25 protein-coding genes are annotated in these 23,532 nt (G+C 67.6%); 15 read left to right on the top strand and 10 right to left on the bottom strand.

Going from position 1 to position 23,532, the window contains the following annotated elements; all coding sequences use genetic code 11:
- Nucleotides 1–203 precede the first annotated feature (203 nt).
- From NLF94_RS10340 to NLF94_RS10330, 3 genes are all read left to right on the top strand, one after another.
- Complete coding sequence (locus tag NLF94_RS10340) at nucleotides 204–488, top strand: ribbon-helix-helix domain-containing protein (RefSeq protein ID WP_254837547.1); 285 nt, start codon at nucleotides 204–206, stop codon at nucleotides 486–488.
- Nucleotides 481–765 carry a type II toxin-antitoxin system RelE family toxin gene (locus NLF94_RS10335; RefSeq protein ID WP_254837546.1) on the top strand — a complete coding sequence of 95 codons (285 nt, stop codon included), beginning with the start codon at nucleotides 481–483 and terminating at the stop codon, nucleotides 763–765. Before NLF94_RS10340 ends, NLF94_RS10335 begins: the two co-directional genes overlap by 8 nt.
- Nucleotides 766–973: 208 nt before the next feature.
- Entirely contained in the window at nucleotides 974–1,576 is a 603-nt protein-coding gene (locus NLF94_RS10330) for a class I SAM-dependent methyltransferase (protein ID WP_254837545.1), read from the top strand.
- Nucleotides 1,577–1,711: 135 nt separating this feature from the next.
- Here the strand turns inward: NLF94_RS10330 and NLF94_RS10325 are convergent, their stop codons facing one another.
- Complete coding sequence (locus NLF94_RS10325) at nucleotides 1,712–3,508, bottom strand: HU family DNA-binding protein (RefSeq protein WP_254837544.1); 1,797 nt, start codon at nucleotides 3,506–3,508, stop codon at nucleotides 1,712–1,714.
- 119 nt (nucleotides 3,509–3,627) lie between these two features.
- Between NLF94_RS10325 and NLF94_RS10320 the strand changes: the two genes are divergently transcribed.
- The 4 genes from NLF94_RS10320 (at nucleotide 3,628) to NLF94_RS10305 (ending at nucleotide 7,513) form a co-directional block, all read left to right on the top strand.
- Entirely contained in the window at nucleotides 3,628–4,626 is a 999-nt protein-coding gene (locus NLF94_RS10320; RefSeq protein ID WP_254837543.1) for a transposase, read from the top strand.
- Nucleotides 4,627–4,953: 327 nt separating this feature from the next.
- Nucleotides 4,954–5,871, top strand: a complete 918-nt coding sequence (locus NLF94_RS10315) for an NAD-dependent epimerase/dehydratase family protein (RefSeq protein WP_254841415.1) — start codon at nucleotides 4,954–4,956, stop codon at nucleotides 5,869–5,871.
- Between the two features lie 182 nt (nucleotides 5,872–6,053).
- Complete coding sequence (locus tag NLF94_RS10310) at nucleotides 6,054–6,449, top strand: DNA-binding transcriptional response regulator (RefSeq protein WP_254841386.1); 396 nt, start codon at nucleotides 6,054–6,056, stop codon at nucleotides 6,447–6,449.
- A gap of 8 nt (nucleotides 6,450–6,457) precedes the next feature.
- Nucleotides 6,458–7,513 carry a two-component system sensor histidine kinase NtrB gene (locus NLF94_RS10305; protein ID WP_254841385.1) on the top strand — a complete coding sequence of 352 codons (1,056 nt, stop codon included), beginning with the start codon at nucleotides 6,458–6,460 and terminating at the stop codon, nucleotides 7,511–7,513.
- A gap of 66 nt (nucleotides 7,514–7,579) precedes the next feature.
- On the opposite strand, the gene NLF94_RS10300 is transcribed toward NLF94_RS10305, so the two are convergent.
- The 5 genes from NLF94_RS10300 to NLF94_RS10280 form a co-directional block, all read right to left on the bottom strand.
- Nucleotides 7,580–8,215, bottom strand: coding sequence for a helix-turn-helix domain-containing protein (locus tag NLF94_RS10300; protein ID WP_254841384.1), 636 nt, complete (start codon nucleotides 8,213–8,215; stop codon nucleotides 7,580–7,582).
- Nucleotides 8,216–8,369: 154 nt separating this feature from the next.
- Nucleotides 8,370–9,665: a hypothetical protein gene (locus tag NLF94_RS10295; protein WP_254841383.1), complete on the bottom strand. Its 1,296-nt coding sequence runs from the start codon at nucleotides 9,663–9,665 to the stop codon at nucleotides 8,370–8,372.
- The gene (locus NLF94_RS10290) at nucleotides 9,665–10,372 is read right to left on the bottom strand and encodes a hypothetical protein (protein WP_254841382.1); all 708 of its coding nucleotides are present in this window, start codon (nucleotides 10,370–10,372) and stop codon (nucleotides 9,665–9,667) included. The genes NLF94_RS10295 and NLF94_RS10290 overlap by 1 nt, the downstream gene beginning before the upstream one ends.
- An 86-nt stretch (nucleotides 10,373–10,458) precedes the next feature.
- Nucleotides 10,459–11,316 (bottom strand): hypothetical protein, encoded by an 858-nt coding sequence (locus tag NLF94_RS10285; RefSeq protein ID WP_254841381.1) that lies wholly within the window; start codon nucleotides 11,314–11,316, stop codon nucleotides 10,459–10,461.
- A gap of 141 nt (nucleotides 11,317–11,457) precedes the next feature.
- Entirely contained in the window at nucleotides 11,458–12,447 is a 990-nt protein-coding gene (locus NLF94_RS10280) for a TIGR04024 family LLM class F420-dependent oxidoreductase (RefSeq protein ID WP_254841380.1), read from the bottom strand.
- Nucleotides 12,448–12,537: 90 nt separating this feature from the next.
- On the opposite strand from NLF94_RS10280, the gene NLF94_RS10275 reads away from it, so the two are divergent.
- Complete coding sequence (locus NLF94_RS10275) at nucleotides 12,538–13,572, top strand: saccharopine dehydrogenase family protein (RefSeq protein WP_254841379.1); 1,035 nt, start codon at nucleotides 12,538–12,540, stop codon at nucleotides 13,570–13,572.
- A gap of 27 nt (nucleotides 13,573–13,599) precedes the next feature.
- Here the strand turns inward: NLF94_RS10275 and NLF94_RS10270 are convergent, their stop codons facing one another.
- On the bottom strand, nucleotides 13,600–14,751 hold the full coding sequence (locus NLF94_RS10270; protein ID WP_254841378.1) for an MBL fold metallo-hydrolase: 1,152 nt from the start codon (nucleotides 14,749–14,751) through the stop codon (nucleotides 13,600–13,602).
- Nucleotides 14,752–14,895: 144 nt separating this feature from the next.
- Between NLF94_RS10270 and NLF94_RS10265 the strand changes: the two genes are divergently transcribed.
- The 5 genes from NLF94_RS10265 to thiC all read left to right on the top strand — a co-directional run bounded on the left by NLF94_RS10265 (nucleotide 14,896) and on the right by thiC (nucleotide 18,985).
- Entirely contained in the window at nucleotides 14,896–15,555 is a 660-nt protein-coding gene (locus tag NLF94_RS10265) for a winged helix-turn-helix transcriptional regulator (protein ID WP_254841377.1), read from the top strand.
- Between the two features lie 88 nt (nucleotides 15,556–15,643).
- Nucleotides 15,644–16,528 carry a GAF domain-containing protein gene (locus NLF94_RS10260; protein ID WP_254841376.1) on the top strand — a complete coding sequence of 295 codons (885 nt, stop codon included), beginning with the start codon at nucleotides 15,644–15,646 and terminating at the stop codon, nucleotides 16,526–16,528.
- Nucleotides 16,521–17,174, top strand: coding sequence for a DUF7504 family protein (locus tag NLF94_RS10255; RefSeq protein WP_254841375.1), 654 nt, complete (start codon nucleotides 16,521–16,523; stop codon nucleotides 17,172–17,174). The genes NLF94_RS10260 and NLF94_RS10255 overlap by 8 nt, the downstream gene beginning before the upstream one ends.
- A 75-nt stretch (nucleotides 17,175–17,249) precedes the next feature.
- Complete coding sequence (locus NLF94_RS10250) at nucleotides 17,250–17,453, top strand: hypothetical protein (RefSeq protein WP_254841374.1); 204 nt, start codon at nucleotides 17,250–17,252, stop codon at nucleotides 17,451–17,453.
- A gap of 101 nt (nucleotides 17,454–17,554) precedes the next feature.
- Nucleotides 17,555–18,985, top strand: a complete 1,431-nt coding sequence (gene thiC / locus NLF94_RS10245; protein ID WP_254841373.1) for a phosphomethylpyrimidine synthase ThiC — start codon at nucleotides 17,555–17,557, stop codon at nucleotides 18,983–18,985.
- 54 nt (nucleotides 18,986–19,039) lie between these two features.
- Here the strand turns inward: thiC and NLF94_RS10240 are convergent, their stop codons facing one another.
- Nucleotides 19,040–19,933, bottom strand: a complete 894-nt coding sequence (locus NLF94_RS10240; protein ID WP_254841372.1) for an ABC transporter substrate-binding protein — start codon at nucleotides 19,931–19,933, stop codon at nucleotides 19,040–19,042.
- A 159-nt stretch (nucleotides 19,934–20,092) separates the two neighbouring features.
- Here NLF94_RS10240 and NLF94_RS10235 point away from each other — a divergent pair, with 159 nt between their 5' ends.
- On the top strand, nucleotides 20,093–20,956 hold the full coding sequence (locus NLF94_RS10235) for a pyridoxamine 5'-phosphate oxidase family protein (protein ID WP_254841371.1): 864 nt from the start codon (nucleotides 20,093–20,095) through the stop codon (nucleotides 20,954–20,956).
- A 17-nt stretch (nucleotides 20,957–20,973) separates the two neighbouring features.
- On the opposite strand, the gene NLF94_RS10230 is transcribed toward NLF94_RS10235, so the two are convergent.
- A complete protein-coding gene (locus NLF94_RS10230) occupies nucleotides 20,974–21,471 on the bottom strand; it encodes a gamma carbonic anhydrase family protein (protein ID WP_254841370.1) in 498 nt (165 codons plus the stop codon).
- A 101-nt stretch (nucleotides 21,472–21,572) separates the two neighbouring features.
- Nucleotides 21,573–21,851 carry a hypothetical protein gene (locus tag NLF94_RS10225; protein ID WP_254841369.1) on the bottom strand — a complete coding sequence of 93 codons (279 nt, stop codon included), beginning with the start codon at nucleotides 21,849–21,851 and terminating at the stop codon, nucleotides 21,573–21,575.
- Between the two features lie 367 nt (nucleotides 21,852–22,218).
- On the opposite strand from NLF94_RS10225, the gene NLF94_RS10220 reads away from it, so the two are divergent.
- On the top strand, nucleotides 22,219–23,418 hold the full coding sequence (locus tag NLF94_RS10220) for a LeuA family protein (protein WP_254841414.1): 1,200 nt from the start codon (nucleotides 22,219–22,221) through the stop codon (nucleotides 23,416–23,418).
- Nucleotides 23,419–23,532: the final 114 nt, after the last annotated feature.

Here is a 23,532-nt window from a genome sequence, read left to right as displayed (position 1 = left end):
CTGTAGCTTGACGACTGGGTCCCTACTGCGATTATTTATATGATCCTCTCGCTTTGGTTGAATCCCACGATTATTCGATAGTCACCGACTCGCAACGACTGACATGATTTCAGCCCAGCGATTCTGGCGTCGCTTCGTTCCTCTCATGAGGAGTCGTATCTGCCAGCGAAACAAACTTGGTAAGACGGTAGTAACACAAGCGTATGTCTGAAGCAACCACCGAAAACGACGAAGAGGACGAAATCGTCACGGTGAACTTCAAAGTCACCCAGTCGTTTCTCGACGAGATAGACGGGACGTGGCAGGGACGCGGCTTCAACAGTCGGAGCGAGTTCATCCGGTATACGCTGCGCGACGCAATCGAGTTCCCGACGTTCGACCGCGACGAACTCGTGGCCCTCCTCGAAGCGGAAGAGGATATCCGCAAGGGGCGAACCATGAGCGCCGAAGAGGCGCGCGAGCAGTTCGGTACGGGCGGAGATGAGTGACGGCGACTGGACGTGGGAACTCTCATCGAAGGCTCAGAACGACCTCGCCGCGCTCGACCCCCACGAACAAGACCGTATTCTCGACAAACTCGACGAAATCGTCGAGTCGCCGTGGCGCGACCCACCCGATTACGGCGAACCACTGCAGAACAGTCAACGGAAGAAAGTGCGCGTTGGAGGGTTCCGGCTCGCCGTGACGTTCCGTCAGAACGAACGACGCATCGTGGTTGCTCGAATCAAGCGCCGTGGTGGTGCGTACACCGCCGACGATGACTGAGTACACTCCGAAGAAAGCAGCAAGATGGACAAAATCTGTAACGGGAGTCCGAGACCTGAACAAGGTCGAACAGCGCGAGAGTCGGTAGCGATACCCGTGATGTTCGATAGCGTTTGACATCCAGACGGCGTCGCGTCCCTCCTTCGCAGACCTGTCAGCGATAACTCTTGGAACCCTTATCTTCCACCGAGGCTACTGCTGAGTAGCTATGAACGAACCGGAGGACAGCTATCACGGGTACACGCCGGTGGACTACGACGAAGATAGTGCGGCGGACGAGGCGTACCAGACGTGCGTGTCGTACATCGTCGAACACGCACCGATCGGACGCGACGATACGGTGGTCGATATAGGTACGGGAACCGGAACCGTCGCGCTCGAACTCGCATCGAAGTGCGAACGCGTCCTCGGTCGAGACATCCACGAGGAGTGGCTTCGATACGCCCGAAAGAAGACAGCGGAGAACGGCGTCGAAAACGTCTCGTTCGGCCGTGGGTCGTTTCGGGAACCGAACGTGGACGAGGCGGTGGATGTCGTCGTCGCAAGTTACGCGCTCTACATGGCGTACGACGAGGGCGGTAAGGTGGAGCTACGGGCCGCAATCGAGGGCATTTCGTCGCTGAATCCCCGTCACCTCGTCGTTGCCGACAAGATGTTCTTCGGGCCACCGGACTCCCGTGGCGACTACGAGACACTCCCGCGGATGGGGACTGTTGCGAACCTGCTCGCCGATGCAGGTTTCACGCTCACCGACGTGGAGATCGTCAGTGGCTCCGTGGGCGTTCTCGTCGCTACTCGAACGGGTAGATAACCAGACGAAGGCGATAGCCTCCAGCGGTAATCGGTCCGCCATGCGAGCGGAAGCGACGAGGTACACGGGATCCGTTGCGTCAGTCCAAAGCCGAACGAGGTGGACCAGCGCGAGAGCCGCTGAACGGAGCCCCCCTCAGTTCACGCTCTTCGAGAGCTCCGCACCCGCCTTGAACTTCACGTCCCGAGACGCACGCGCCGCACCCACCAGGTGAAGTACCGGCGCGTCCACCGCAACGTGCTTCAGAACGATATCCCCGTACGTCCGGCGCCCGGGCGGCTTCCGAATGCCCTCGGCCCCACCACTCGAGAGCACTCCGGACTCGACCAACGCACCGACTGTTCCCGAATCTATCCGCGCTCCCCGCAGAGCACGCGGACCCGACACCGACCGCTCCACCAGGTCTCCGAGTCCATCTCCATCGACGTCGCCGAGCCCAACGGGAACCACCTGCGTCTCCGTCGTCATCGACAACACCGTCAACGAACCCGCGTAGAGCGCCGCCTCGTCGATTACCCACCCGCCCGTGTAGACGAGCTGGTCGTCGCTCCGACACCGTTGGGTGTACAACAACGCAGGGAACGGATGCGGACACTCCGGTGGCTGCACCAACACCTGATAGACGAGCGTTCCCGGTGTCGACCCCGACCTCGTCGTGCGCGCCCACACACCGGGTCCACAGGGGTCGTCGTCGGATACAGCGGCACACACCGTCGCTGGTCCGCCGTCGGTTTCCGGCGGCGTGTTGATAATCGTCACCATCCCGTCACTCTCCCGAGCGACCTCGAGACTCCCGCCCGTCGCAATCGGACCAGATATATCCGCCACGAAATGGGGCGTCGTCCCACACAGTGTTCCGGGACGAACGTCACCGTCCTCGTCGTCACAGTCCCCCAGCCCATCACCGTCCGAATCAGCGTCTCCCCACGAATAGACTCGCCCGGCACCGTCAGACCGGCCCGTCAGGTAGTCGACGAGCCGCTGTGGCGTCACTTCTCCGGAGATACTTCCGTTCCCACCCGGGACCTCCGCATCGGGCACACACACGGTGAATCGCTCACCGATAATCGGCTCTCCATCGAAATACTCGACGAGGTCCTCGCGTTCTTCCGCAGCCAGCGGTCCGTTCGGGGGAGCGATGGCTCCCCGGTGAATCGCGGACTCACCCCCAACCGCATCCCCCTCGTAAATCGGACTCGTGTTGTCCCCGCCCAGAACTTCGATTGCCGACTCCCATTCCTCGTTCTCGACGTGGTTTCTGGCCTGACGAACTGCTTCCTCCATGCGACCAACGTTCTTCAGGGCCGCCACACAGGACTCGTCGGGGCACCGCTCCAGCACCGACCGAAGCTCCGAGAGCGTCCCGTCCATGTCACCCAGATCCGACGTGATTTCCCTGCCAGTCTCCGGGTTTCGACCCGTCCGCGCACTCCGCTTCGAGATCGACGCGACAGCCGCCTCCGTCTCCGCTTGAAGCCGGGCCTCCAGATCCAGCGCGACCTCGAACGACTCGTCTGATTCGTCGAGGTCGTCTCCGAGGATATTCACGGCGCGTATTGTGGACCGATTACTCCGCGAATTGTTGTAGTTCGCCGCCGAAACCGCCACCGAAGTCACCCACGCCTCCAGTTCGACCTCCACGGATACCAACCCGGACCCACCGGACAACGTCGGCGTCAGTCGAGTCACGCGCGGTTCGCTCAACGACTGGCCGAAGCTGCTGTCGGTGTCGTCGTCGGACCGAGCGTCGCTCGGCCCCGCGAACACTGCCCCGGGAGAGGCCCCAGTGTTGGTCACGGCCGACGCCCCCCGGTTCAGACACCCAGCAACCGACCCGACCCCGACGACGCCCCCTACCGCGAGGAGGCGGCGGCGACTGATGGTATCGTGTGGCACGTCACGCGGGGTCCCGGTAGGTCTTCGTGAACTCATGATCAAATATTAGAGGAGCAGAACAATCATAAGTATTCCTATAGGTCGGGGATGGAATACTTTCTTCGGAAGGCGGTGGTGCAGAAGTCCTCACAAGGAAGCGGTAGGACGAAATTGATGTGTCCAGCAGCAAGTCCGTCCTACCGAGTAACGATACGGTCGAACAGGTTTTCAAAGCACTGGAGACGGAGACAACGGCACTGTTCGAACACCTCGATGTCTCGTTTCTCACCGACTATCCCGTGTTCGCCCCCGATCCGAGGGGGCGAACACGGGTGCACGACCCACCAGAACTCCTGAAAGGTGTCCTCCACTGCTTCTACCACGATATCTACGGTCCTCGTCCGATGGCACGGGAACTCCACAACGAGGACGTCTGGCGACAGTGTGGCTTCGAGCGTCCGCCGTCCCGGCGGACACTCTCAAGATTCATCACCGACTTCGAACTGGTCGCCGAGGACGTATTCATCGAGTTAGTCCACGAGCTTGCCGAGCAAGTCCCGCTCGGCAAGCTCTTCCGCATCGACGGCACAGACATCCCCGTCGATCACCGTGACGAGGACGCTGACTGGAACTACGATCACGCAGAAGACGCCTACTACTACGGCTACGGTTGCTGTGTCGTCACTGCAGCAGACAATATTCCGGTTGCAGCGGCGTTCACTCCTGGGAAGAAGGTCGATGAGGAGACGGCGATGCGCGTCACGCGTGACGCGCTCGCCGTCGACACGCCACGCTGGTTCCTCGGTGATTCTGAGTTCGATATGCTGGGGTGGCACGACTGGCTGCTGGAGCAGTCAGTCGTGCCGATATCACCGTACAACCCACGGAATACAGACGATCCTCCAGACATAGAATACCGCGTCGAAGAACGAATCAAAGCACACAGCGACACAGTTCGTCTCTGGCAGCGCCAACTCGACGAGACGTATGCAGAACGCTCACGGGTTGAAACAGCGATTGGCGTCTGCAAGGATCTCGGCCTCGGGACCCCGCGGGTCCGAGGCCGAGTACGCGTCAAAGCACACGTCTTCATCGCTCTTTGCCTTCGATTGGCCGTTGCACTCGCTAATCACCATCGAGGAAACGATGTCGCCAGCCCAACCATCACGCTATGAGAACAGTTCTGCGCCACCGCCTCTTCGGAAACCAACGGCCGACTTCCGTGTACACCCTGCCTAACCGGGCATCTTGCTCTCCCCGTCGTCGAGTACAATCGATCCAAGTGTCCAAGAGACGAACGCCCGACGTGAGATAGCGGCAATCGACGCACAACGCGTGGTACGTTTCGGCTACCCGAACGAGGTAGCGCGAAGAGTAACCGACCGAACACGGCAGTTCCTCGTCGTTCCGGGCGGATGCTAGACGCCGACGAGCGAGCGGACTCGACCGGCCCGGACGAATCCCGAGAGTTGATAGGCCCCTCGCGCGACAGTCCCGCCTACATGCAGGGAAAGCGCGTTCTCGTCACCGGCGGCGCGGGCTTTATCGGCTCGAACCTCGCCAACGCACTGGCCGTAGACAACGACGTCGTGGTGGTCGACGACGGCTACCTGGGAACGCCCGACAATCTCGACGACGCCGTCGAGTACCACGAGACCAGCGTCCTCGCAGAGGACCTCCCCACGAACGTCGACGTGCTGTTTCACCTGGCGGCGCTGTCGTCCTATGCGATGCACGAGGACGACCCCGCCACGGGCGCCCGCGTGAACGTCGAGGGGTTCGTCAACACGGTCGAACAGGCCCGCGAGGACGGCTGTGAGACGGTCGTCTACGCCTCGACCTCCTCGATTTACGGCAGCCGAACCGAGCCCTCCCCGGAGGACATGCCGGTCGCCGTGAACACGGGCTACGAGGCGTCGAAACTCGCCCGCGAGCGCTACGCGGAGTACTTCTCGAACCACTACGACGTGACGATGGCGGGCATGCGCTTCTTCTCGGTGTACCAGGGCTACGGCGGCGCCGAGGCGCACAAGGGCGAGTACGCGAACGTCATCGCGCAGTTCGCCGACGACATCGCCAGCGGCGAGGCGCCCGTCCTGTACGGCGACGGCACCCAGACCCGCGATTTCACCCACGTCGACGACATCGTTCGTGGACTCGAACGGGCCGCCGAGAACGAACTGGACGGCATCTACAATCTGGGCACGGGCGAGGCCTACTCGTTCAACACCGTCGTCGAGTTGCTGAACGAGGAACTGGGCGCCGACGTCGACCCCGAGTACGTCGAGAACCCGATTCCCGACTCGGTGTACGTTCACGACACCTGCGCCGACCCCTCGAAGATGCGCGAGGCGACCGGCTGGGAGCCCGAAATCGAGTTCCGCGAGGGAATCCGGCGCGTCTGTGAACAGTACGACTGACCGCTCCTCGTCGGCGCGTCCCCCGTCGAGGGCGGCGACATCGCCGACAGATGGGAGACCCGCACGTCCCGTCCGGCGGGTCGACTACCTTTCAGTATAGGCCCTCCGGGTCGAGCGCGAACGTCGTGGCTATTCCGATAGGAGGTACGTCGTTGGGGATGGGGACCCGATGTACGGTCACGATGTCAGCAACCCGACCCACGGTCCAGATCGTCGAGAGCGAGCGCTCCCGCGCCGTCATGCTGTCCGAGTGGCTGTCCGACTGCTTTTCGACCTCGGTGGCGACCTCCGGGGTCGGCGCCCTCGGCGACGTCGACGACGACACCGACATCGTGGTCGTCGCCCAACAGCTCTCGGACATGCGTGCCGGGGAACTGCTGGAGGGGCTTCGAGCCGACGGTCACGACTGCCACGTCGTGCTCCTCTCGGAGGGCGGGGTCGTCGCCGACTACGAGGGGGACAGTTTCGGCCGCGTCCTCGAGTGGCCGCTGAACCCCGAGCGACTCCGGGCGGCCGTCGACGAGGTGGCCGGCGTCTCGCACCCGCTGTCCGCCGGATCGAACCGTCTGGCTGCCTGACCGTCGGGATGAGCGAGGAACTGTCCGCCAGCGCGGGCGACGTGCCCCCGGCGCTCCTCGGGGAGGCCATCGAAGCTGCGGGCCACACGGTGTACGTCACCGACCGCGACGGCGTCATCCGGTACGTCAACCCGGCCTTCGAGGAGATGACCGGCTACGCCGCCGAGGAGGCAATCGGCAAGACGCCCCGGATGCTGAAGTCCGGCGAACAGGACGCCGACGTCTACGAGGGGCTGTGGGAGACGATCACGTCGGGGGAGGTCTGGCGGGACGAACTCGTCAACCGCCGGAAGTCGGGCGAGACCTACGTCGTCGACCAGACCATCGCACCGATCACCGACGAGACCGGGACGACGACGGGGTTCGTCGCCATCGCCGCCGACGTCACGGACACCTACGCCCGCAAGCAACAGCTCGAGCGACACAACGAGCGGCTCGACGAGTTCGGGTCTATCCTCAGTCACGACATCAAGAACCTCCTGGCCGTCGCCGCCGGCACGACCGAACTCGCCCGCGAGACGGGCGACCTCTCGCACCTGGCGAAACTGGAGGAGACCCACGACCGCATCGAGGAACTGACCGACGAGATGCGCACGATGGCGGAGGCCGGCAAGACCGTCGGGGATGAGGAGTCGGTGACGCTGTCGGCGGTGCTCGCGGACGCGTGGGCGGCGACGGCGACGCCCGCGGCGACCGTCGAGATAGCGACCGGCGACCTCGAGGTCCGGGCCGACAGGAGCGGCCTGAAACGGGCCTTCGAGAACCTGTTTTGCAACGCCATCCTGTACGGCGGCGACGACGTCTCCATCGAAGTCGGCATCGAGGGCGACTGCCTCTACGTGGCCGACGACGGTCCCGGGATTCCGCCCGAGGAACGGCCGACGGTGTTCGAGAAAGGCTACACGACGCGTGCGGAGGGCACCGGCTACGGCCTCGCCATCGTCGAGAGCGTCGTCGAGGCACACGGCTGGAACGTCGACGTGACCGAAAGCGATGCCGGCGGCGCCCGATTCGAGATCGCGGGGCTGGACACAGCGAGGGCACGGTCCCCGGCGTCGGGCTGACGGTCGGTCTCCGGTACCGGCGACGCCCGCCGGGCACGTTCGACCGTTCTCGCCGTCCCCCGTCGGCTACGCGGTGTCGGGACCGACGAGCGCCGACCTGACCAGTTTCGCCTCGCCACGACGGAGCGTCGTGCTCACCGAGGACTTGTCGACGCCGAGCGCGTCGGCGAGGTCGGTCAGGGTGCACTCGCGGGGAACTGCGTAGTACCCCTCACGGACCGCTGTTTCGAGGACCTCCCGCTGGCGCTCGGTCAGAAGCGAGTCGGTCTCGGTCCGGGACACGAGCGACTCCAGTTCGTACGACAGCGGTGACGCCTCGAGGACCGACCGGAGGTCGTCGAGTTCCTCGCGGGTCCCCGTGAGGTCGAAACTGTACCAGCCGTTCCGCACCACGACCGGGAACTCGATGGCCAGCGTCGAGTGCTCGGCGAACTCGTAGAGGTCCGTCTGGGTCGTCTCGTACTTGCCGAGTGCCCGTCCCGGCTCCGATTCCAGCAGTTCGTAGGACCGTATTGCGGGGTGAGAACGCATCGCGGCCACGGCCTCCCCGGCGGAGTCGGCCACGACTTCGCCGAGTTCTAGCGCGTGATCGTCGAGCTTGTAGCCGGACAGCAGGCGGAACTCCCCGGCCGGGAACTCCCGGGAGAGTTCCGAGACCCACAGGTGCTCCGGCAACTGGATGCGGAACCCCGCGCTGATCATCGGCACCGGTCTCGCATGCGCCGGCCGGCCCCCGCCGCCGGTTCGTCGCCAGTGGGTGCCTGCCTGACTGGTGGTCTCCGGACGGTCATGCTCGTGTCGACCTTCCCGTCCGGTCCGTGTGGCGCAGGTAGTACAAACCTGTCCCCGAGTTGGCTCAGGATTCCAGCGCCGCAACGACCTGCCGGGTCGCCTCGGGGACACTCCGGGCCCGCACGGTCGCGGTGACGTACCGACGCATCGGGTCGTCAAGGCGCCGCGGCCGGACGCTACGGCGAATCCGGGCCAGCTCCTCGTCGGCGAAGGTGACCTGCACGGCGGCGTCGGCCAGCACGCCGCGAGCCAGGGCCGGCCGTTCGGCCTCGGTCAGGGCCGCCCGGATGGTCTCCAGCGCCGTCGACCGCGCCTCCCGGACGTCGGCGCCGGTCTCGGCGCCGAATCGCTCGCCGTCCTCGGCTCGGTTCCGAACTCGCTCGTAGGCCAGCAGATCCGTCAACGCCCCGGTGGCGTCCACCACCGTACTGGCCGCGCCGTCGCCGTCGCCGACGTTTTTCGCGCTCGACTCGGCGTCGCTGCGGAGTCGATACTGGAGCTCCCAGCCGAGGTCCCGCTCGTCGGGCGTCCCCTCGGGGGGGAGTTCGTCCCGTCGGCGCCGAACGTCGGTGACCAGGGAGTCGGCCGCCGAGTCGAACGTCCCCTCGAGGCTGCCGGCGCCCGGCGAAAGCGAGTCCGTGAACCGCTCGTAGAGGTAGCGACCGTCCTCGAGGTGCGTGCGTGCCGACTCGGCGTATTCGCCCCACTCGGCGACGGTCAGGAGATCTCCCGACTCCTCGTAGACGGACGGCTCGCGGTCGGCGAGGACCCGCCGGACGTTCGCCTCGACGTGGGCGTGGACGACGACGGCCCGGACGGGGTCGGTGCCGCGGTACTCGTGGGCCGACCGGAAGGCCTCGGCGTCCTCGACCGTCTCGCGGTGTCGTTCGCGTAGCTCCGCTTTCGTCCGTCCGTCCTCGACGAAGGCCCACCCTTCGGCGGCGAACCGGGCCTCGGTCCGTGCGTACCGGAGCGACTGCAGCGCCGACAGCCGGGTCGTCGCGGATCGGGCCTCGTCGAGGTACGTCGTCGCCTCGTCCGCCGCGTCGACGAGTCGGCCGCGGACGTAGCCGTTGGGGATCTCCCGAGCACCGAGCGGCAGCGGGAGCGTCTCCAGCAGGTCGGTCACGCGGGTCGCCGTCGCCTGGAGCTTCGCCCGCTCGATGTCGACCGGGACGGCGTCGGCGACGACCGGCACGGACTCGCCCTCGTCGGGGACCTCCGGCAACTCGCCGAGCGGTATCTCCTCGCTGGAGCCCTCGCCGAGGTCGCCGAGGTCGTTACAGCCCGCGAGGGCCGCACTGCTCGCGGCGCCGGCCGCCAGCAGGAACCGCCGGCGCGTCGTCGAGGAGCGGTCCATCACTCCGCACCCCCGTCGACGGCCGCCGTCACCGTGTCGACGGCCTGTCCGCTGTCGGCCGTTCCCTCCGCGCCGCCCGGCCCGTCCCGGTCGCAGCGGCCGCTACCGCCGACGCTCGAGCCGTAGGAGTTGACCTCGTCGCGGTCGAGCGCGGCCGGGATCCGAACGAGCCGTGACTCGAAGACGTACTCGTCGGCGGCACACCGATCGTCGTAGGGCCGGACCTGCTGGGCGTAGTCGGTCCGTATCTCGTCGGTCGACCACGAGATGCTGCACAGTTGGAGCCGGAAACACGCCTCGACGGTGCTGGATTCGAGATACAGCGTCTCGCTGTCGAAGTCGGTCGCGGAGACGAACGACGAAACCGGCTCGGCGTCGACGCCATCGGCGACGGTGAGTTTCTCGGCGCGTGATGCCGAATCGACGATCTCGTGTTTGAGGCGGGGGTGGAACCGCTCCAGGCGTGCTGGATCGGTCGGCTCGCCGTCGCCGTCGGGAATCCGGACGGGCGGATACCTCGTATCGGCGCGGACCAGAACGGTGTCGGGGTCCGACTCGGAACCCCCGTTCGGCGGTCGCGGGCCGTCGTCTTCCGAGACCGTCCGGGTCGCGGTCGATTCCTCGCCGGAGAGGGCGCTACAGCCGGCCAGGCCTGCGGTTACGGCCGTCGCTGCCTGGAGGAGGCGGCGTCGCGTTGGAGGGACCATCAGTGGAAACGATTGCGGACAGCTTCCGTATATCGCTTTTGTTGTCGGTGGTGTCAGCGTCGTTGAAGGTCGCCCCTCGAGCCCGCTCAGCGACTCGCCTCGTGACGCTCCACCGACTCCGCGACGGCGGCGACGGCCTCGATCCGCCGTTCGAGTTCGGTCGAATCGAGCAGGAGTCCCTCGGTCCGGACCCGGACCCACTCGGAGGGACCGTCCTCGCCGTCGTCGGCCAGGCGCAACATCCCCTGGGCAATCGTGCCCGCCACGGAGTCGTCCGCCCCCTCCAGGGACTCCTGCATGGCGTCGACGGTCGCGCTCTGGACGTCCCCGACCGCGACGCCCCCTTCGAGGTCGTCCAGCGCCTCCCGGACGCGGTCGTCGAGTATCTCCCGACCAACGTCGGCCGGCACCTCCCCCGCTACGGTGTACTCGCCGTCGACGGTCGTCGACTCCATCGATCCGAGTTTCGAGAGACCTTCGCCCGGGACCGTCGGCCCGTGTCCGAACAGCGCGGTCCACTCGACCGGCGTCGAAAGTGCCGTCTCGACGACTGTGTAGGTCGTCGACGACCCGGAGTCGCCGCTGCCGGTGCTCACCGTGTAGGTCCTCGCACGTACCTCTCGACCGCTGGCGCTGCCTTCGAGCACCGGCGCCGGCAGGAGTTGGCGGTTCCCCTCGGGCGGGTTTCCGACCAGTCCGGCCGCCTGGGGTTCGAGGCCGGCACGCCGCCCCGTGCGCTTCCAGGCGGACCGGTCCAGGTAGGCCGAACCGGCTATCCCGACGAGGGCGGCGACGCCGACCGCGACGAACCCCTGGACGGGCGTTCCCGGGATGGTCGACGGCGTGAGAAACGGTTCGGCCACGCCGGTGTACGCCGCAACGATCGTTCCCCCGACGAGGACGACCGCGAGCCCCAGCACCAGTTTCGACGGTCGAATCAGCATCGTACCCCCTACTTAGCTACGTCCGTCGCGGGCGTCCCGGATTAAACCTCGGGGCCGGCCACCCTGCCGAAACCGCCGATCCGGTGGCCAGCCCGCTCTCCGGTCTTCGCTTCCCGCCCTCGTCCCCGCCATGCCCCGCGCTCAGGCCAGCACGTCCATCGTCCGGCGGCGCTGTTCGGCGGTCATCTCCCCGAAGAACCCGATCCGGACGGCGTCGACGCCGTCGACGGCCTCGAACCGCTGGACGGTCTCCCGGACCGCATCGGGCGACCCGGCGGCGACGAGGCCGTCGACCATCTCGTCGGTGACCGCGTCGACGGCCGCCTCGCGGTCGCCCTCTCTCCAGGCGTCGTGGACGGCGTCGGTCTCCCCGTCGAAGCCCTGCCGGGCGATGGACTGCCGGTAGTAGGGTCCGTAGGCGCCGATCATGAACGCGAGCTGGCGGCGAGCGACGTTCCGGGCGCGGTCGGCGTCCGCCAGCGCACACGAGCGGACGGTGACGGCGACCCGGAGGTCCGCGGGGTCGCGGTCGCCGAGGTCCGCGCCGCGCCGGAGGTCGTCCATCCGCTCGGACAGCGCGTCGGGCGTGAACAGTTGCGGCACCCAGCCGTCGGCGAAGCGACCGGCGAGTTCGGTTGCCTTCGGGCCGAGCGCCGCGAGGTCGACCGATACCTCGGTCGGTTCGACGCCGCGAAGCCGGAGGCCGCCGCCATCGAAGACGGTGCCGTCGTAGTCGAGTTGCTCGCCGGCCGACACCTGCTTGAGGATTTCGATGGTCTCCCGGACGCGCCGCAGCGGCCGCTCGAAGCTGCCGAGGTGCCACCGCTCGGTGAGGTCGGGCGAGGAGGCGCCGAGCCCCAGCCGGTAACGGCCGTCGCTCGCCTCCTGGAGCGTGACGCCGGTCTGGCCGAGCATCGCGGGCGAGCGCCCCCACGGCGAGAGAACGTCGTTCGAGAGGCCGATGTCGTCGGTCCGCTCGGCCAGCGTCGCAAGCACCGTCACCGCGTCGCGGCCGGTCACCTCCGGCACCGACAGGCGATCGTAGTCCAGCGACTCCGCCCGGACGGCGAGGTCGGCGATGGCGTCCAGCGAGTCCATCCCGTCGGGGACGACGACGTCGCGTTCGGTCATGGGGGCTCTGCGAGCGCGACCTCGATAAGCTTGCGGCGACCTGCCGGGTACCCGGCGGGATTTTTGAGTCGGGCCGACGAACGCTCTCACATGACGCTGCTCGTATACGGTGCCTACGGCTACACGGGCGAACTTATCGCCGAGGAGGCGGTCGACCGGGGCGTCGAGACGGTCGTCGCCGGCCGCAACGAGGTCAGGACCGAACACCTCGGCCGACGGCTGGACTGTGAGAGTCGGTCCTTCGGCGTCGGCGAGGCGCCCGACCACCTCGAGGACGTCGACGCCGTGCTCAACTGTGCCGGCCCGTTCGTCGACACCTACGAGCCGATGGTCGAGGCGTGTCTGGAGACGGGCACCGACTACCTCGACATCACCGGCGAACTGTCGGTCTTCGAGGCCGTCGCCGAACGCGACCGCGAGGCCGAGCAGGCCGACGTCTGTCTGCTTCCCGGGGTCGGCTTCGACGTGGTGCCGACGGACTGTCTGGCGGGCCACCTCCACGACCGCCTCCCGGGGGCGACCGACCTCGCTTTGGGGTTCGACCCCAGCGGCAGCGTCTCGAAGGGCACGCTTGCGTCCGCCATCGAACACGCCGGGCAGGGCGGGAAGGTGCGCCGGAACGGGGACATCGTCGACGTGCCGAGCGCCCACCGGAGCCGCCGCATCGACTTCGGGCGCGGCGAGCGCAACGCCGTCGCCATCCCGTGGGGGGACGTTTCGACGGCCTACTACACGACCGGCATCGGGAACGTCGAGGTGTACACGGCGATGCCGAAGGCGGCCGAGCGGGCGCTCCGGCTCGGCCGGCCGGTGCTGCCGCTGCTGGAGGTCGAACCGGTCAAGCGGACGCTGCAATCGGTCGCCCAACTGACAGTCTCGGGACCGTCCGCCCGCCAGCGCGAACGGGGCGCCTGCTACGTCTGGGGGGAGGCGACCGACGGCGAGACGACGGTCACCTCGCGGCTGAAGACGCCCGAGACGTACGCCCTGACCGTCGACGCCGCGACGACGGCCGCCGAGCGCGTCCTCGAGGGCGACCAGGTCGGCTTCGAGACGCCGGCGGCGGCCTTCACCCCCGAGTTCGTGCTGGAACTGGACGGCGTCGAGGGGTTCCACGACGAGTAGCCGGCCGCCTGCGAGGGCCAGGCGGGGTCAGTCCCCGGTCGCCGCGCAGTTGTTCGGTCCGAGTTCCAGTTCGACCGCCGACTCCTCGTCGTCGGGCGCCTCGCGCCCGGCGTTGATGGCGATTATCGTCTCGTAGTTCGCGGGTTTTGCCGGCAGCGACCCGGTGAGCCGCTCGACGAACGTCTCGCGGTCGACAGTCAGGAGGTCCAGCCCGGTGCGTGCGCTCCCGACGGTGGTCGCCACCGGCTCGCCGAGGGTGACCGAGGTCGTACCGTCGGCCGCGAGCGAGAAGTGCCCCGGCAGGACCGTCACGTCGTCGGGCAGCGAAAGCAGCGTCCGGTGCAGCGAGTCGTAGAGCATCTCCGCGCCCGAGGCCGCGTCGCCGTCGCCGAACTGGAGTTCGGTACGGCCCACGCTGTCCACGAACAGCGTGTCGCCGGTCAGGACCGCCTCGCCGTCGACGAGGTAGCTCACCATCTCCGAGGTGTGTCCCGGCGTCGGGACGGCCTTGAGGTCGATTTCGCCGACGGAGACGATCTCGTTGCGGGCCAGCGGCCGGTAGTCGTAGCTCACGCCGCGGTCGGCGGCGTCGGCGCCGAGGTAGTAGGTCGCGCCGACGTACTCGGCCAACTCGCGGCCGCCGGAGAGGTGGTCGGCGTGGACGTGGGTGTCGAGGACGAACTCGATGGAGTAGCCGCGGTCGGAGGCCTCGGCGGCGAAGGTCTCGACGTGTCGCGTCGGGTCGACCACGGCCGCGACCTCGGCGGCGGGGTCCCCGATCAGGTAGCCCAGACAGCCCTTCGCGCGGCGCTGGAACTGGACGATTTCGAGGTCGCCGCTCGTGGGCACGTCGACGACGTCGTAGACCCGGCTCCAGCCCTCCATGCCGTCCTCGACGACGGTGACGTTCTCGTAGCCGGCGTCCTCCAGCCGTTTGGCGATGTCGAACGACGAGACGCCCTTCGCACAGATGGTGACGATGTCGTCGTCCGGTTCGAGACCGGTCGCGTCGCGGAACGCCGCGGCGTCGAACTCGAAGGCCGGCTTGTAGGTGTACTGGATGGCGCCCTCGATGTGCCAGGCCTCGTAGCTCTCCTCGGGCCGGGTGTCGAGTAGCGCGAACTCCCGGTCCTCGTCGAGCCAGTCCCGGAGTCGGGTCGCGGATATCGTCTGGACCATGGGATCCGGTTGGTCTTCCGCCGGGTTATATTGTGTGGTTGTCCCCAAACCAAAATATTCTCTACCCCTGGCAGTTCGCCGGTGCGGGCACCGTTTCGACGGCCGTAGCACAAGACATACACGGGCGGGTCGCACAGCGACGGTATGGACGTTCGGCCGGTCGTCGCGGTGCTGGTGGTGTGTCTGGCTTTTGCGCTCGTCGTGCCGGTCCAGGCCGGCGGCGCCGCAGCGACGTCCGAGCAGGCGATGCAGGCCAGCGGCGCGGGCGGCGGTTCGGGCGGCGCCGCCTCGCTGGACACGCTCCGGCTGGCGGCGTCCTCGGGGAACCTCGGTCGTGCCGACACCGAGGGCGTCCTCGACCAGCCGACGCGTGCGGCGGTCTACGAGGCCATCGAGACGGCGCCGGGACGGAGCCTCTCGGCCATCGCCGCGGCGGTCGGCGTCACCAAGTCGACGGTCGAGTACCACGTCGACGTGCTCCGGGAGGCGGGGCTGGTGGCGGGGACGGTCGTCGCCGGGACGCGCCGGTTCGCGCCGGCGGGGACCGACGCCGAACTGGCCGGGACGTTGCGGGCGGACGCGACGGCGGCGATGCTGGAGGCAGTCGCGGCGGAGGAACCCGCCTCGGTGACGGCCGTGGCGGAGGCGACCGACCGGGCGGCATCGACGGTCTCACACCACCTCTCGCGGCTGGCGGAGCGCGGCCTCGTCGAGCGGAAGCGGGCCGGCGAAGCCGTCCTGACCTCGCTCGCGCCGGCGACACGGCGGGCGCTGGCCGACGACCCGGCGCCGGCCGACGACTGAGCGGGTCGGGCCATCACGCTCGTGTAACGGTCCGTACAGTCGTCGAACCCATCCGTGTGTTTTAATATCTGGTGTGCGACCTGAGCGTGTGATACTCTGTATAGATTCCGACACGAACGAACTGGGCCGGACAAGGGACGCTCTCGAGGCGGGGGGCTTCCGGACTCGCGGCGCCGACTCCCTGGAGGCGGCCCGGACGGAACTCGACGAGGAGTCGGTCGACTGCCTGGTCACCGAGTACGACCTCCCGGACGGGAGCGGTCTCGAATTGCTGCGGGAGAGCCGACGGACCGCGCCGGACACGGCGTGCGTCCTCTACACCGACCGGTCGCTCGAGGAGATAGACACGGCGGCGTTCGGCGATGTCATCGCGGAGTACGTCCCGAAAGGCGACCCGGACGCCGTCGACCGACTCGTCGACATCGTCGAACACAGTCTGGCCTTCAGGAGTCAGACGGCCTACCCGCTGCCCGAAAACGAGGACGCGCGGCTGGCGGCGCTGGAACGGTACGCCGAGGACCCGGCGTCGCTGTCGGCGTCGCTCGGTCGGCTGACGGAACTCGCCGCCGAACAGTTCAACGTCGACGCGGCCGCCGTCGGCCTGATAGCGAGTCACGAGGAGCGGTTCATCTCGTGTCACGGCACGTCGCTCGACAGCCTCGAACGCGAGGAGACCATCTGCACGTACGCGATTCTCGACGAGGACGTGACCGTCGTCGAGGACACCGCCGAGGACCCCCGATTCAGCGACAACGAGGAAGTCCGGGCGGCCGGCATCCGCTTTTACGCCGGTGCCCCGATGACGACGACGGACGGCCACCGGGTCGGCGTGTTCTGCCTGCACCACTCCGAGGCGCGTTCGCTGGCCGAGCGGGACCGGGAGCTACTGTCGCTGTACGCCGACGAGGCGATGGAGCAACTGGAGTTGCGGCACCGCCTCCGGGACACCGAGGGGGGACAGACCGATGGATGAGGTCCCCTACGAGTTCGACCGCCTCCCGCTGTCCGGCATCAGGCCGGGAACGACCGTCCTGCTGACCGGCCCGCGACACGAGGGCGCCCGCGAACTCGGCCTGCAACTCCTCGCGGGACCCACCGGCGAGGGCGCAATCGTCATCACGACGAACCAGCGCGCCGAGCGCATCGCCGACGACTGCGAGCGCATCGGCATCCAGGTCAGCGACGACGACACCGCCATCCTCGACTGCGTCGGCGACGAGGACGCCGAGGTGCCGGCCCGGGTCCTCCCCGTCGCCGGTCCCTCGGATCTGACCGGCATCGGGATGCGCTTCTCGGACGTCTACGTCGACTTCAGGGGCGACGACATAGAGCGGGTCCGGACCGGGCTGTTCTCGCTGTCGACGCTGCTTTCCTTCGGCGACCTCCAGACCGTCTCGCGGTTCGTCCACACGCTCGTGGGTCGCATCGACAGCGTCGACGGCCTCGGCGTGTTCCTCATCGACCCCGCGAGTCACGACGAACAGACCGTCCGGACGCTCTCGCAGTTCTGTAACGGCCGCATCGAGGTCCGCGAGACCGACGGCGATCCCGAACTCCGGAGCCGGGGCCTCCCCGAACAGCCGGACGGGTGGCTCCCGTTCACGCCGACTCCCCGGTAGCTGGACCGGGCGTGGCGACCCCGGTGGACGGCCGCCTGTCCCGTCGCTTATGCCCGCTCGCTCACAGGTCCGTCCATGGGCTCGGACGGACTCGTCGAACTGGACCAGTCGTGCTGGAAAGCGCTGGCGAAGTACAACCTCCTGCTGGCGACGCTGTTCGGCGTCCTCGCCGTCGCCGCACGGGCACACCCCGACGCCGGGACGGTGCTGGTCGTCGAGAACGCCGCCCTCTCGCTCACCTTCGGGGCCGTCCAGACGTACGCCTGGCTCTCCTCGTGACGCCGTGGCCGCGAGGCTGTGACTGCCGGACCGTCGTCCCCGTCCCGCGACCTCGCCGCCCGGCACAACGTTTATTATCTAGTTGTATTACTAGCGAATCGATGCCGAGAACCCAGTTACAGCGCGCACGCGACGGCGAGGTGACGCCCGCGATGGAGCGGGTGGCCGAACGGGAGAACCGGGAGCCGGAGTTCGTCCGCGAGCGGGTCGCTGGCGGGCAGGCGGTCGTCCCGAACAACCACGCTCACGAGGCGCTGGACCCGATGATAATCGGTCGGGACTTCTCGACGAAGGTCAACGCCAACATCGGCAACAGCGAGACGACCAGCGACGCCGACGAGGAACTGGAGAAACTCCACACCGCGGTCCACTACGGCGCGGACACGGTGATGGACCTCTCGACCGGCGAGAACCTCGACGAGATACGCGAGCGGAACGTCGCCCACTCGCCGGTGCCGCTCGGAACCGTCCCCATCTACGAGGCGGTTACCCGCGTCGACGACGTGGCCGACCTCACCCCCGAGTTGCTGCTCGAAGTCATCGAGAAGCAGGCCGAGCAGGGCGTCGACTACATGACCGTCCACGCGGGCGTGCTCGCCGAGCACCTCCCGCTGACGGACGGCCGGACGACCGGCATCGTCTCCCGCGGCGGCTCCATCCTCGCACAGTGGATGGAGGAGAACGGCGAGCAGAACCCACTCTACACTCGGTTCGAGGAGATCTGCGACATCTTCGCCGAGCACGACGTCACGTTCAGCCTCGGTGACGGCCTCCGGCCGGGGTCGCTCGCGGACGCCTCCGACGACGCCCAGTTCGCGGAACTGGACACGCTGGGCGAACTCACCCGCGTCGCGTGGAATCGCGGCGTCCAGGTGATGGTCGAGGGGCCGGGACACGTCCCGCTGGACGAGATACGGCACAATATGGAGCGCCAGCGGGAGGTCTGTGACGGCGCGCCGTTCTACGTGCTGGGACCGCTCGTCACGGACGTAGCGCCCGGCTACGACCACGTCACGAGCGCCATCGGCGCGACCGAGGCCGCCCGCCACGGCGCGGCGATGCTCTGCTACGTCACGCCGAAGGAGCACCTCGGGCTGCCGGACGCCGGGGACGTCCGCGAGGGGCTGGCCGCCTACCGCATCGCCGCCCACGCCGCCGACGTCGCCAACGGCCTGCCCGGGGCCCGCGACTGGGACGACGCCCTCTCGGAGGCACGCTACGAGTTCGACTGGCGCCGGCAGTTCGAGCTGGCGCTGGACCCCGAGCGGGCCCGCGAGTACCACGACCGGACGCTCCCCGGCGACAACTACAAGGAGGCACGCTTCTGCTCGATGTGCGGCGTCGAGTTCTGTTCGATGCGCATCGACCAGGACGCCCGCGAGGCCGACGGCGAGATGACGGACATCGAGGGCGGCACCGACCTCGGGTCGTCGCCGGCGTCCGAGACCAACCTCCCGCCCACCGGCACCCACCGGTCGGACGCGCTCGACGACGTTCCCGACGCCCACGGGACGGCGGCCGACGACGACTGACGGCACCGGGTGAGACCGCACGGAAGGGCCGACGGCTCCCGCCGGGAGTCCGGGTCACTCCCGCCGCCAATCCCGGGGCACGTACTGCTCGAAGGACGGCGTCTCGCCCGGCCCGAGCGGACGGAAAGCCCGCTTGCCGTCGATTCGGAACGACTCGATGCCGGAGCGGCCCGGTCCGGTGAGATACCCGACGTATGCCATCGCGAGCGAGTAGTTCGTGCGGTGGCGGGCGGGATTGACCGGGATGACGGCGTACTCGTTGCGGAGCAGCGACGGTGGGTCCTCGATACCGTAGTCGACGTGTGCCCGTAGCCGCTCGTCGGCAACGTTGAGGAAGGTCCCGCGGTCGGTCAGGGTGTAGGCGCCGGTGTTGGCGGCCACGAGCAGCGTCTTGCCCATGCCCTGCCCGGTCTCGGCGTACCACTTTCCACGGGGGTCGATGCCCGCCTCGGCCCACAGACGGCGCTCCCGGACGTGCGTTCCCGAGCGGTCTCCCCGGGAGACGAACGGGGCCCCGGCGTCGGCGATGGCCTCGAAGGCCGCCAGCGGCGCCTCGCCGGCTATCCCGGCCGGGTCGTCGGGCGGACCCACGACGAGGAAGTCGTTGACCATGACCGACCGGCGGTTGATGCCGTGGCCGGCCCGGAGGAACTCGTCCTCCAGCGGCCGGGCGTGGACCAAAACGACGTCGCAATCGCCGTCCCGGGCGACCTGGAGGGACGCGCCGGTGCCGCGAACGACCGCGTCCACCCCCGCGCCGAACAGTCGTTCGACCTCCGGGTTCAACTCGTCGAGGAGACCGCTGTCGTGTGCGGTCGTCGCCGTTGCGAGCGTCAGCGTCTTCCCGCGCACCGTGGCGTCGGTGTCCGCCGAGTCACTGTCGGCACAGCCGGCAATCGAGAGGGCCCCTCCGACACCGAGTACCTGAAGATACCGCCGACGGTCCATACGAGTGTAACTTTCACCGACCACAAATAAGATTTGAGAAGCCTAATTTAGTTACATCCGGGCCGTGGTGGTGATGCATTTCTCGCTCGTCGCTCGCGCGCCCGACCTGTTAAGTTCCTCGCGCGCCCTCGTCGGGTACATGCACGCGGTGAGGACGCGATGACCCCCACGGCCGACCGGCGAGTCGACGCCGACCGCCTCCGCCGTGCGGTCTACGACTCCGCGGCCGCGGAGGTAGCGACCGCGAGCGGCAACCGCCCCGAGACGTTCCCACTCAGTCCCTTCTACGACGGCGACGACGACACCGTGGTGGTCACGTCGCCGCCGGCTTTCTCGGGAAAGGTCGACTCGGTCCGCGAGAACCCGCAACTCTCCGTACTGTTCTACGACGCAGGCGAGCCGTTCCTGCTGCGAGGACGGGGTACCGTCCACGACGACGACCTCGAGGCCAACGCAGAGTACGTCCAGCAACTCATCGCCGCCGAACCCGACTCGCCGAAGAAGGACGCCTTCTCGGGTACGTCGTCGCTTCTGGAGTCCCGGATCGGCCGCTTTTTCTTCGGATGGTACGCCCTCCGCGTCGTGGTCGAGATAGAGCCGGTCGCCGTCGAGGCGGTCGACGCCGACGCCGGACGGCTCCCCGCCTGGCCCGAGCAGGGCGTCGACCCCGCCGAGGCCGGCTCCTACGATCGGCTGGCCTTCACCGTCGTCGACGGCGAGGGCTGGCCGACGACGCGGACGGTCGCCGACGTCGAACTCGACGGCGACGCCGCGCTGCTGGACGTTCCGGGGTCCGTCGAGGAGGGGCAGCCCGGCTGTCTGCTGTGTCACTGGCACACGCCCGGCGTCGAGAAACTCGGCCAGCGGCTCTTCCGGGGCCGCTGTCGGCCGGCCGGCGACCGGGTCGCCTTCGAGCCGGCGAGTAGCTTCTCGATGCGCAACGAGACGTGGCTGGACCGCCTGAAGTTCGTCGTCGAGGGCAAGCGCCGGACGCGGGCGTACTTCCGGAAGCGTTCGGGGTAGCCGGAGGCGGGGGCGGCCTACTCCAGTCGCTCGCTGTCGGCGTGTTCCCGCGCCAGCTCGACGTACTGGTCGGCGGCGTAGGCCCACGGCGACTCCTCGACTTCCTTGACCTTCTCGGCGGGAACGCCGGCGTACAGCGTCGAGGGCTCGACCTCGGTGCCCTCGGTGAGGAGGCTGTTGGCGCCGACCATCGCCTCCCTGCCGACGGTCGAGCGGTCCAGCACGGTCGCGCTCATCCCGACGAGGCCGCGCTCTCCGATTTCGGCGTTGTGGACGATGGCAGTGTGACCCACCGTCGCGTAGGGGCCGATCTCGGCGCCCTCGTGGACCACGGCGTTGTCCTGTACGTTCGCACCCTCCCGCAGGACGATCTCGCCGTGATCGCCCCGCAGCGTCACGTTGGGCCAGACGCTGGCGTCGGCCTCGAGGGTCACGTCGCCGATGACGACCGCCGCGGGATCGACGTAGGCGCTCTCGTGGATGTCGGGTTCGACGCCGTCGAAGCTACGTATCATACCGGGGGCGTCTCGCCCCGAGGTGATAACGGTGGCTGGTGACGCGTTCGCCTCGGAGAAGCGGGCCGTCGTCCGGCCGGGCAGTTGGCTCCACTGCTGACTCAGTTGAACGCGCCCTTGACCCGTCCTCGAACGGTCCCGACGAGACCCCAAACGAGGATCCAGGCGACGATAGCGACGAACGTCACCACGGTCGAGGACAGGAGTCCCAGGGGGTCCGTCAGGTCGGCCAACACCGGGAGCGCGATCAGGAGGCCACCCGCTGCGATGAGCCCTCCCGCGAGACCCTCGAGCCACATCCAGACCGCGCTACCCGGCGACTCGTTATCGCGTGGACTCCCGTTTTCCCCTCCGACCCCTGCTTCGTTTGGTGTGTGCATACATACCACGCTCCGAAAACTACATTTTCGTCCATTATAAATCCTGTGTCCGGGTCCCGATCCGGGTCGGCCCGGCCGCCCCGAGACTGAATGTCCGTCAACTTCCGGACCGCGCGCGAGGCTCGTGATTGGTTATTTCACACCTGTATCGAGAAATAATCTTCATCATCCCTGCCGTCATGGTCCGACCGTCGGATCTCGTACCTCACAGTACAAGGAGAATGGAACACGTACTAGGCGTTTATGTCGGGCGGTTTCCTCGGAGAGCCCTGCCCGGGCGAGACGGAGAGCCGTGCAACATCTGTCTCAAGGACAGTTTTAAATAGGTAGAGGCGCCTCCCACGAGTTGCAATGACACAGCACGAGGATACGTCGGCTTCGCCGGCGGATCGAGTTCTTCCAGGGCACTCTAGATAGTACCTCAGAGATCAGTGAGGCCCGGATTTTCGACACGACGCTGCGCGACGGCGAACAGTCACCCCGTACCTCGTTCTCCTACGAGGACAAACGCGAGATAGCCGCCGTCCTCGACGACATGGGTACCCACGTCATCGAGGCGGGGTTCCCGGTCAACTCCGAGGCGGAGTTCGAGGCGGTACGGGACATCGCCGAGGCCACGTCGACCACGGTCTGCGGGCTGGCCCGCGTCGTGGAGGGGGACATCGACGCCGCACTCGATTCCGGTGTCGAGATGGTGCACGTATTCTGTTCGACCAGCGACGTGCAACTGCAGGATTCGATGCACACCAGCCGAGAGGAGGCGCTGGAACGGTCCGTCGAGGCCGTCGAGCGCGTCCACGAGGCCGGTGCGACCTGCATGTTCTCGCCGATGGACGCCACGCGCACCGACGAATCGTACCTGATAGACATCATCGAGGCCGTCTCCGAGGCGGGGACGGACTGGATCAACATCCCCGACACCTGCGGGGTGGCGACGCCGCGGCGGTTCTACGACATGGTCGAGACCGTCGTCGCCCACACCGAGGCCGACGTGGACGTCCACACCCACGACGACTTCGGGCTGGCGGCCGCCAACGCCCTCTCGGGCTACGAGGCCGGCGCCGCACAGTCGCAGGTGTCGGTCAACGGCATCGGCGAACGGGCCGGCAACGCCGCCTACGAGGAGGTCGTGATGGCGCTGGAGTCGCTGTACGACGTCGACACCGGCATCAAGACCGAGCGCATCACGGAGCTTGCCCGCATCGTGGAGGGCAAAAGCGACATCGACGTGCCGGCGAACAAGCCCATCGTGGGCGACAACGCCTTCTCCCACGAGTCGGGCATCCACGCTGCCGGCGTCATCGAGAACGCCGACACCTTCGAGCCCGGCGTCATGACGCCGGAGATGGTCGGCGCCAGCCGGGAGCTGGTGCTCGGCAAGCACACCGGCACCCACTCCGTCCGCCAGCGGTTGGAGGAGGCCGGCTTCGAGCCGACCGAGGGGGAGGTCCGCGAGGTGACCCGCCGGGTCAAGGACCACGGCGCCACGAAGGAGCAGGTCACCTTCGAGCAGCTGAAGGAGTTCGCCCGCGACGTGGGCGTCCGACGCGAGGAGGTTCGCATATAGGATGCCCTCGGCGGACGGCTTTCGCCCGAGCCAGCGACAGGTGTACGGCCGACACGGACGCACGGGCAACGCTTGCAGGACGCGGAACGCTTATGATGGTTCCCCGCAGTACGA

It is taken from the genome of Natronomonas marina (genome assembly GCF_024298905.1).
Taxonomy (GTDB): Archaea; Halobacteriota; Halobacteria; order Halobacteriales; family Haloarculaceae; genus Natronomonas; species Natronomonas marina.
This window is presented reverse-complemented; position numbering and strand designations above follow the sequence as displayed.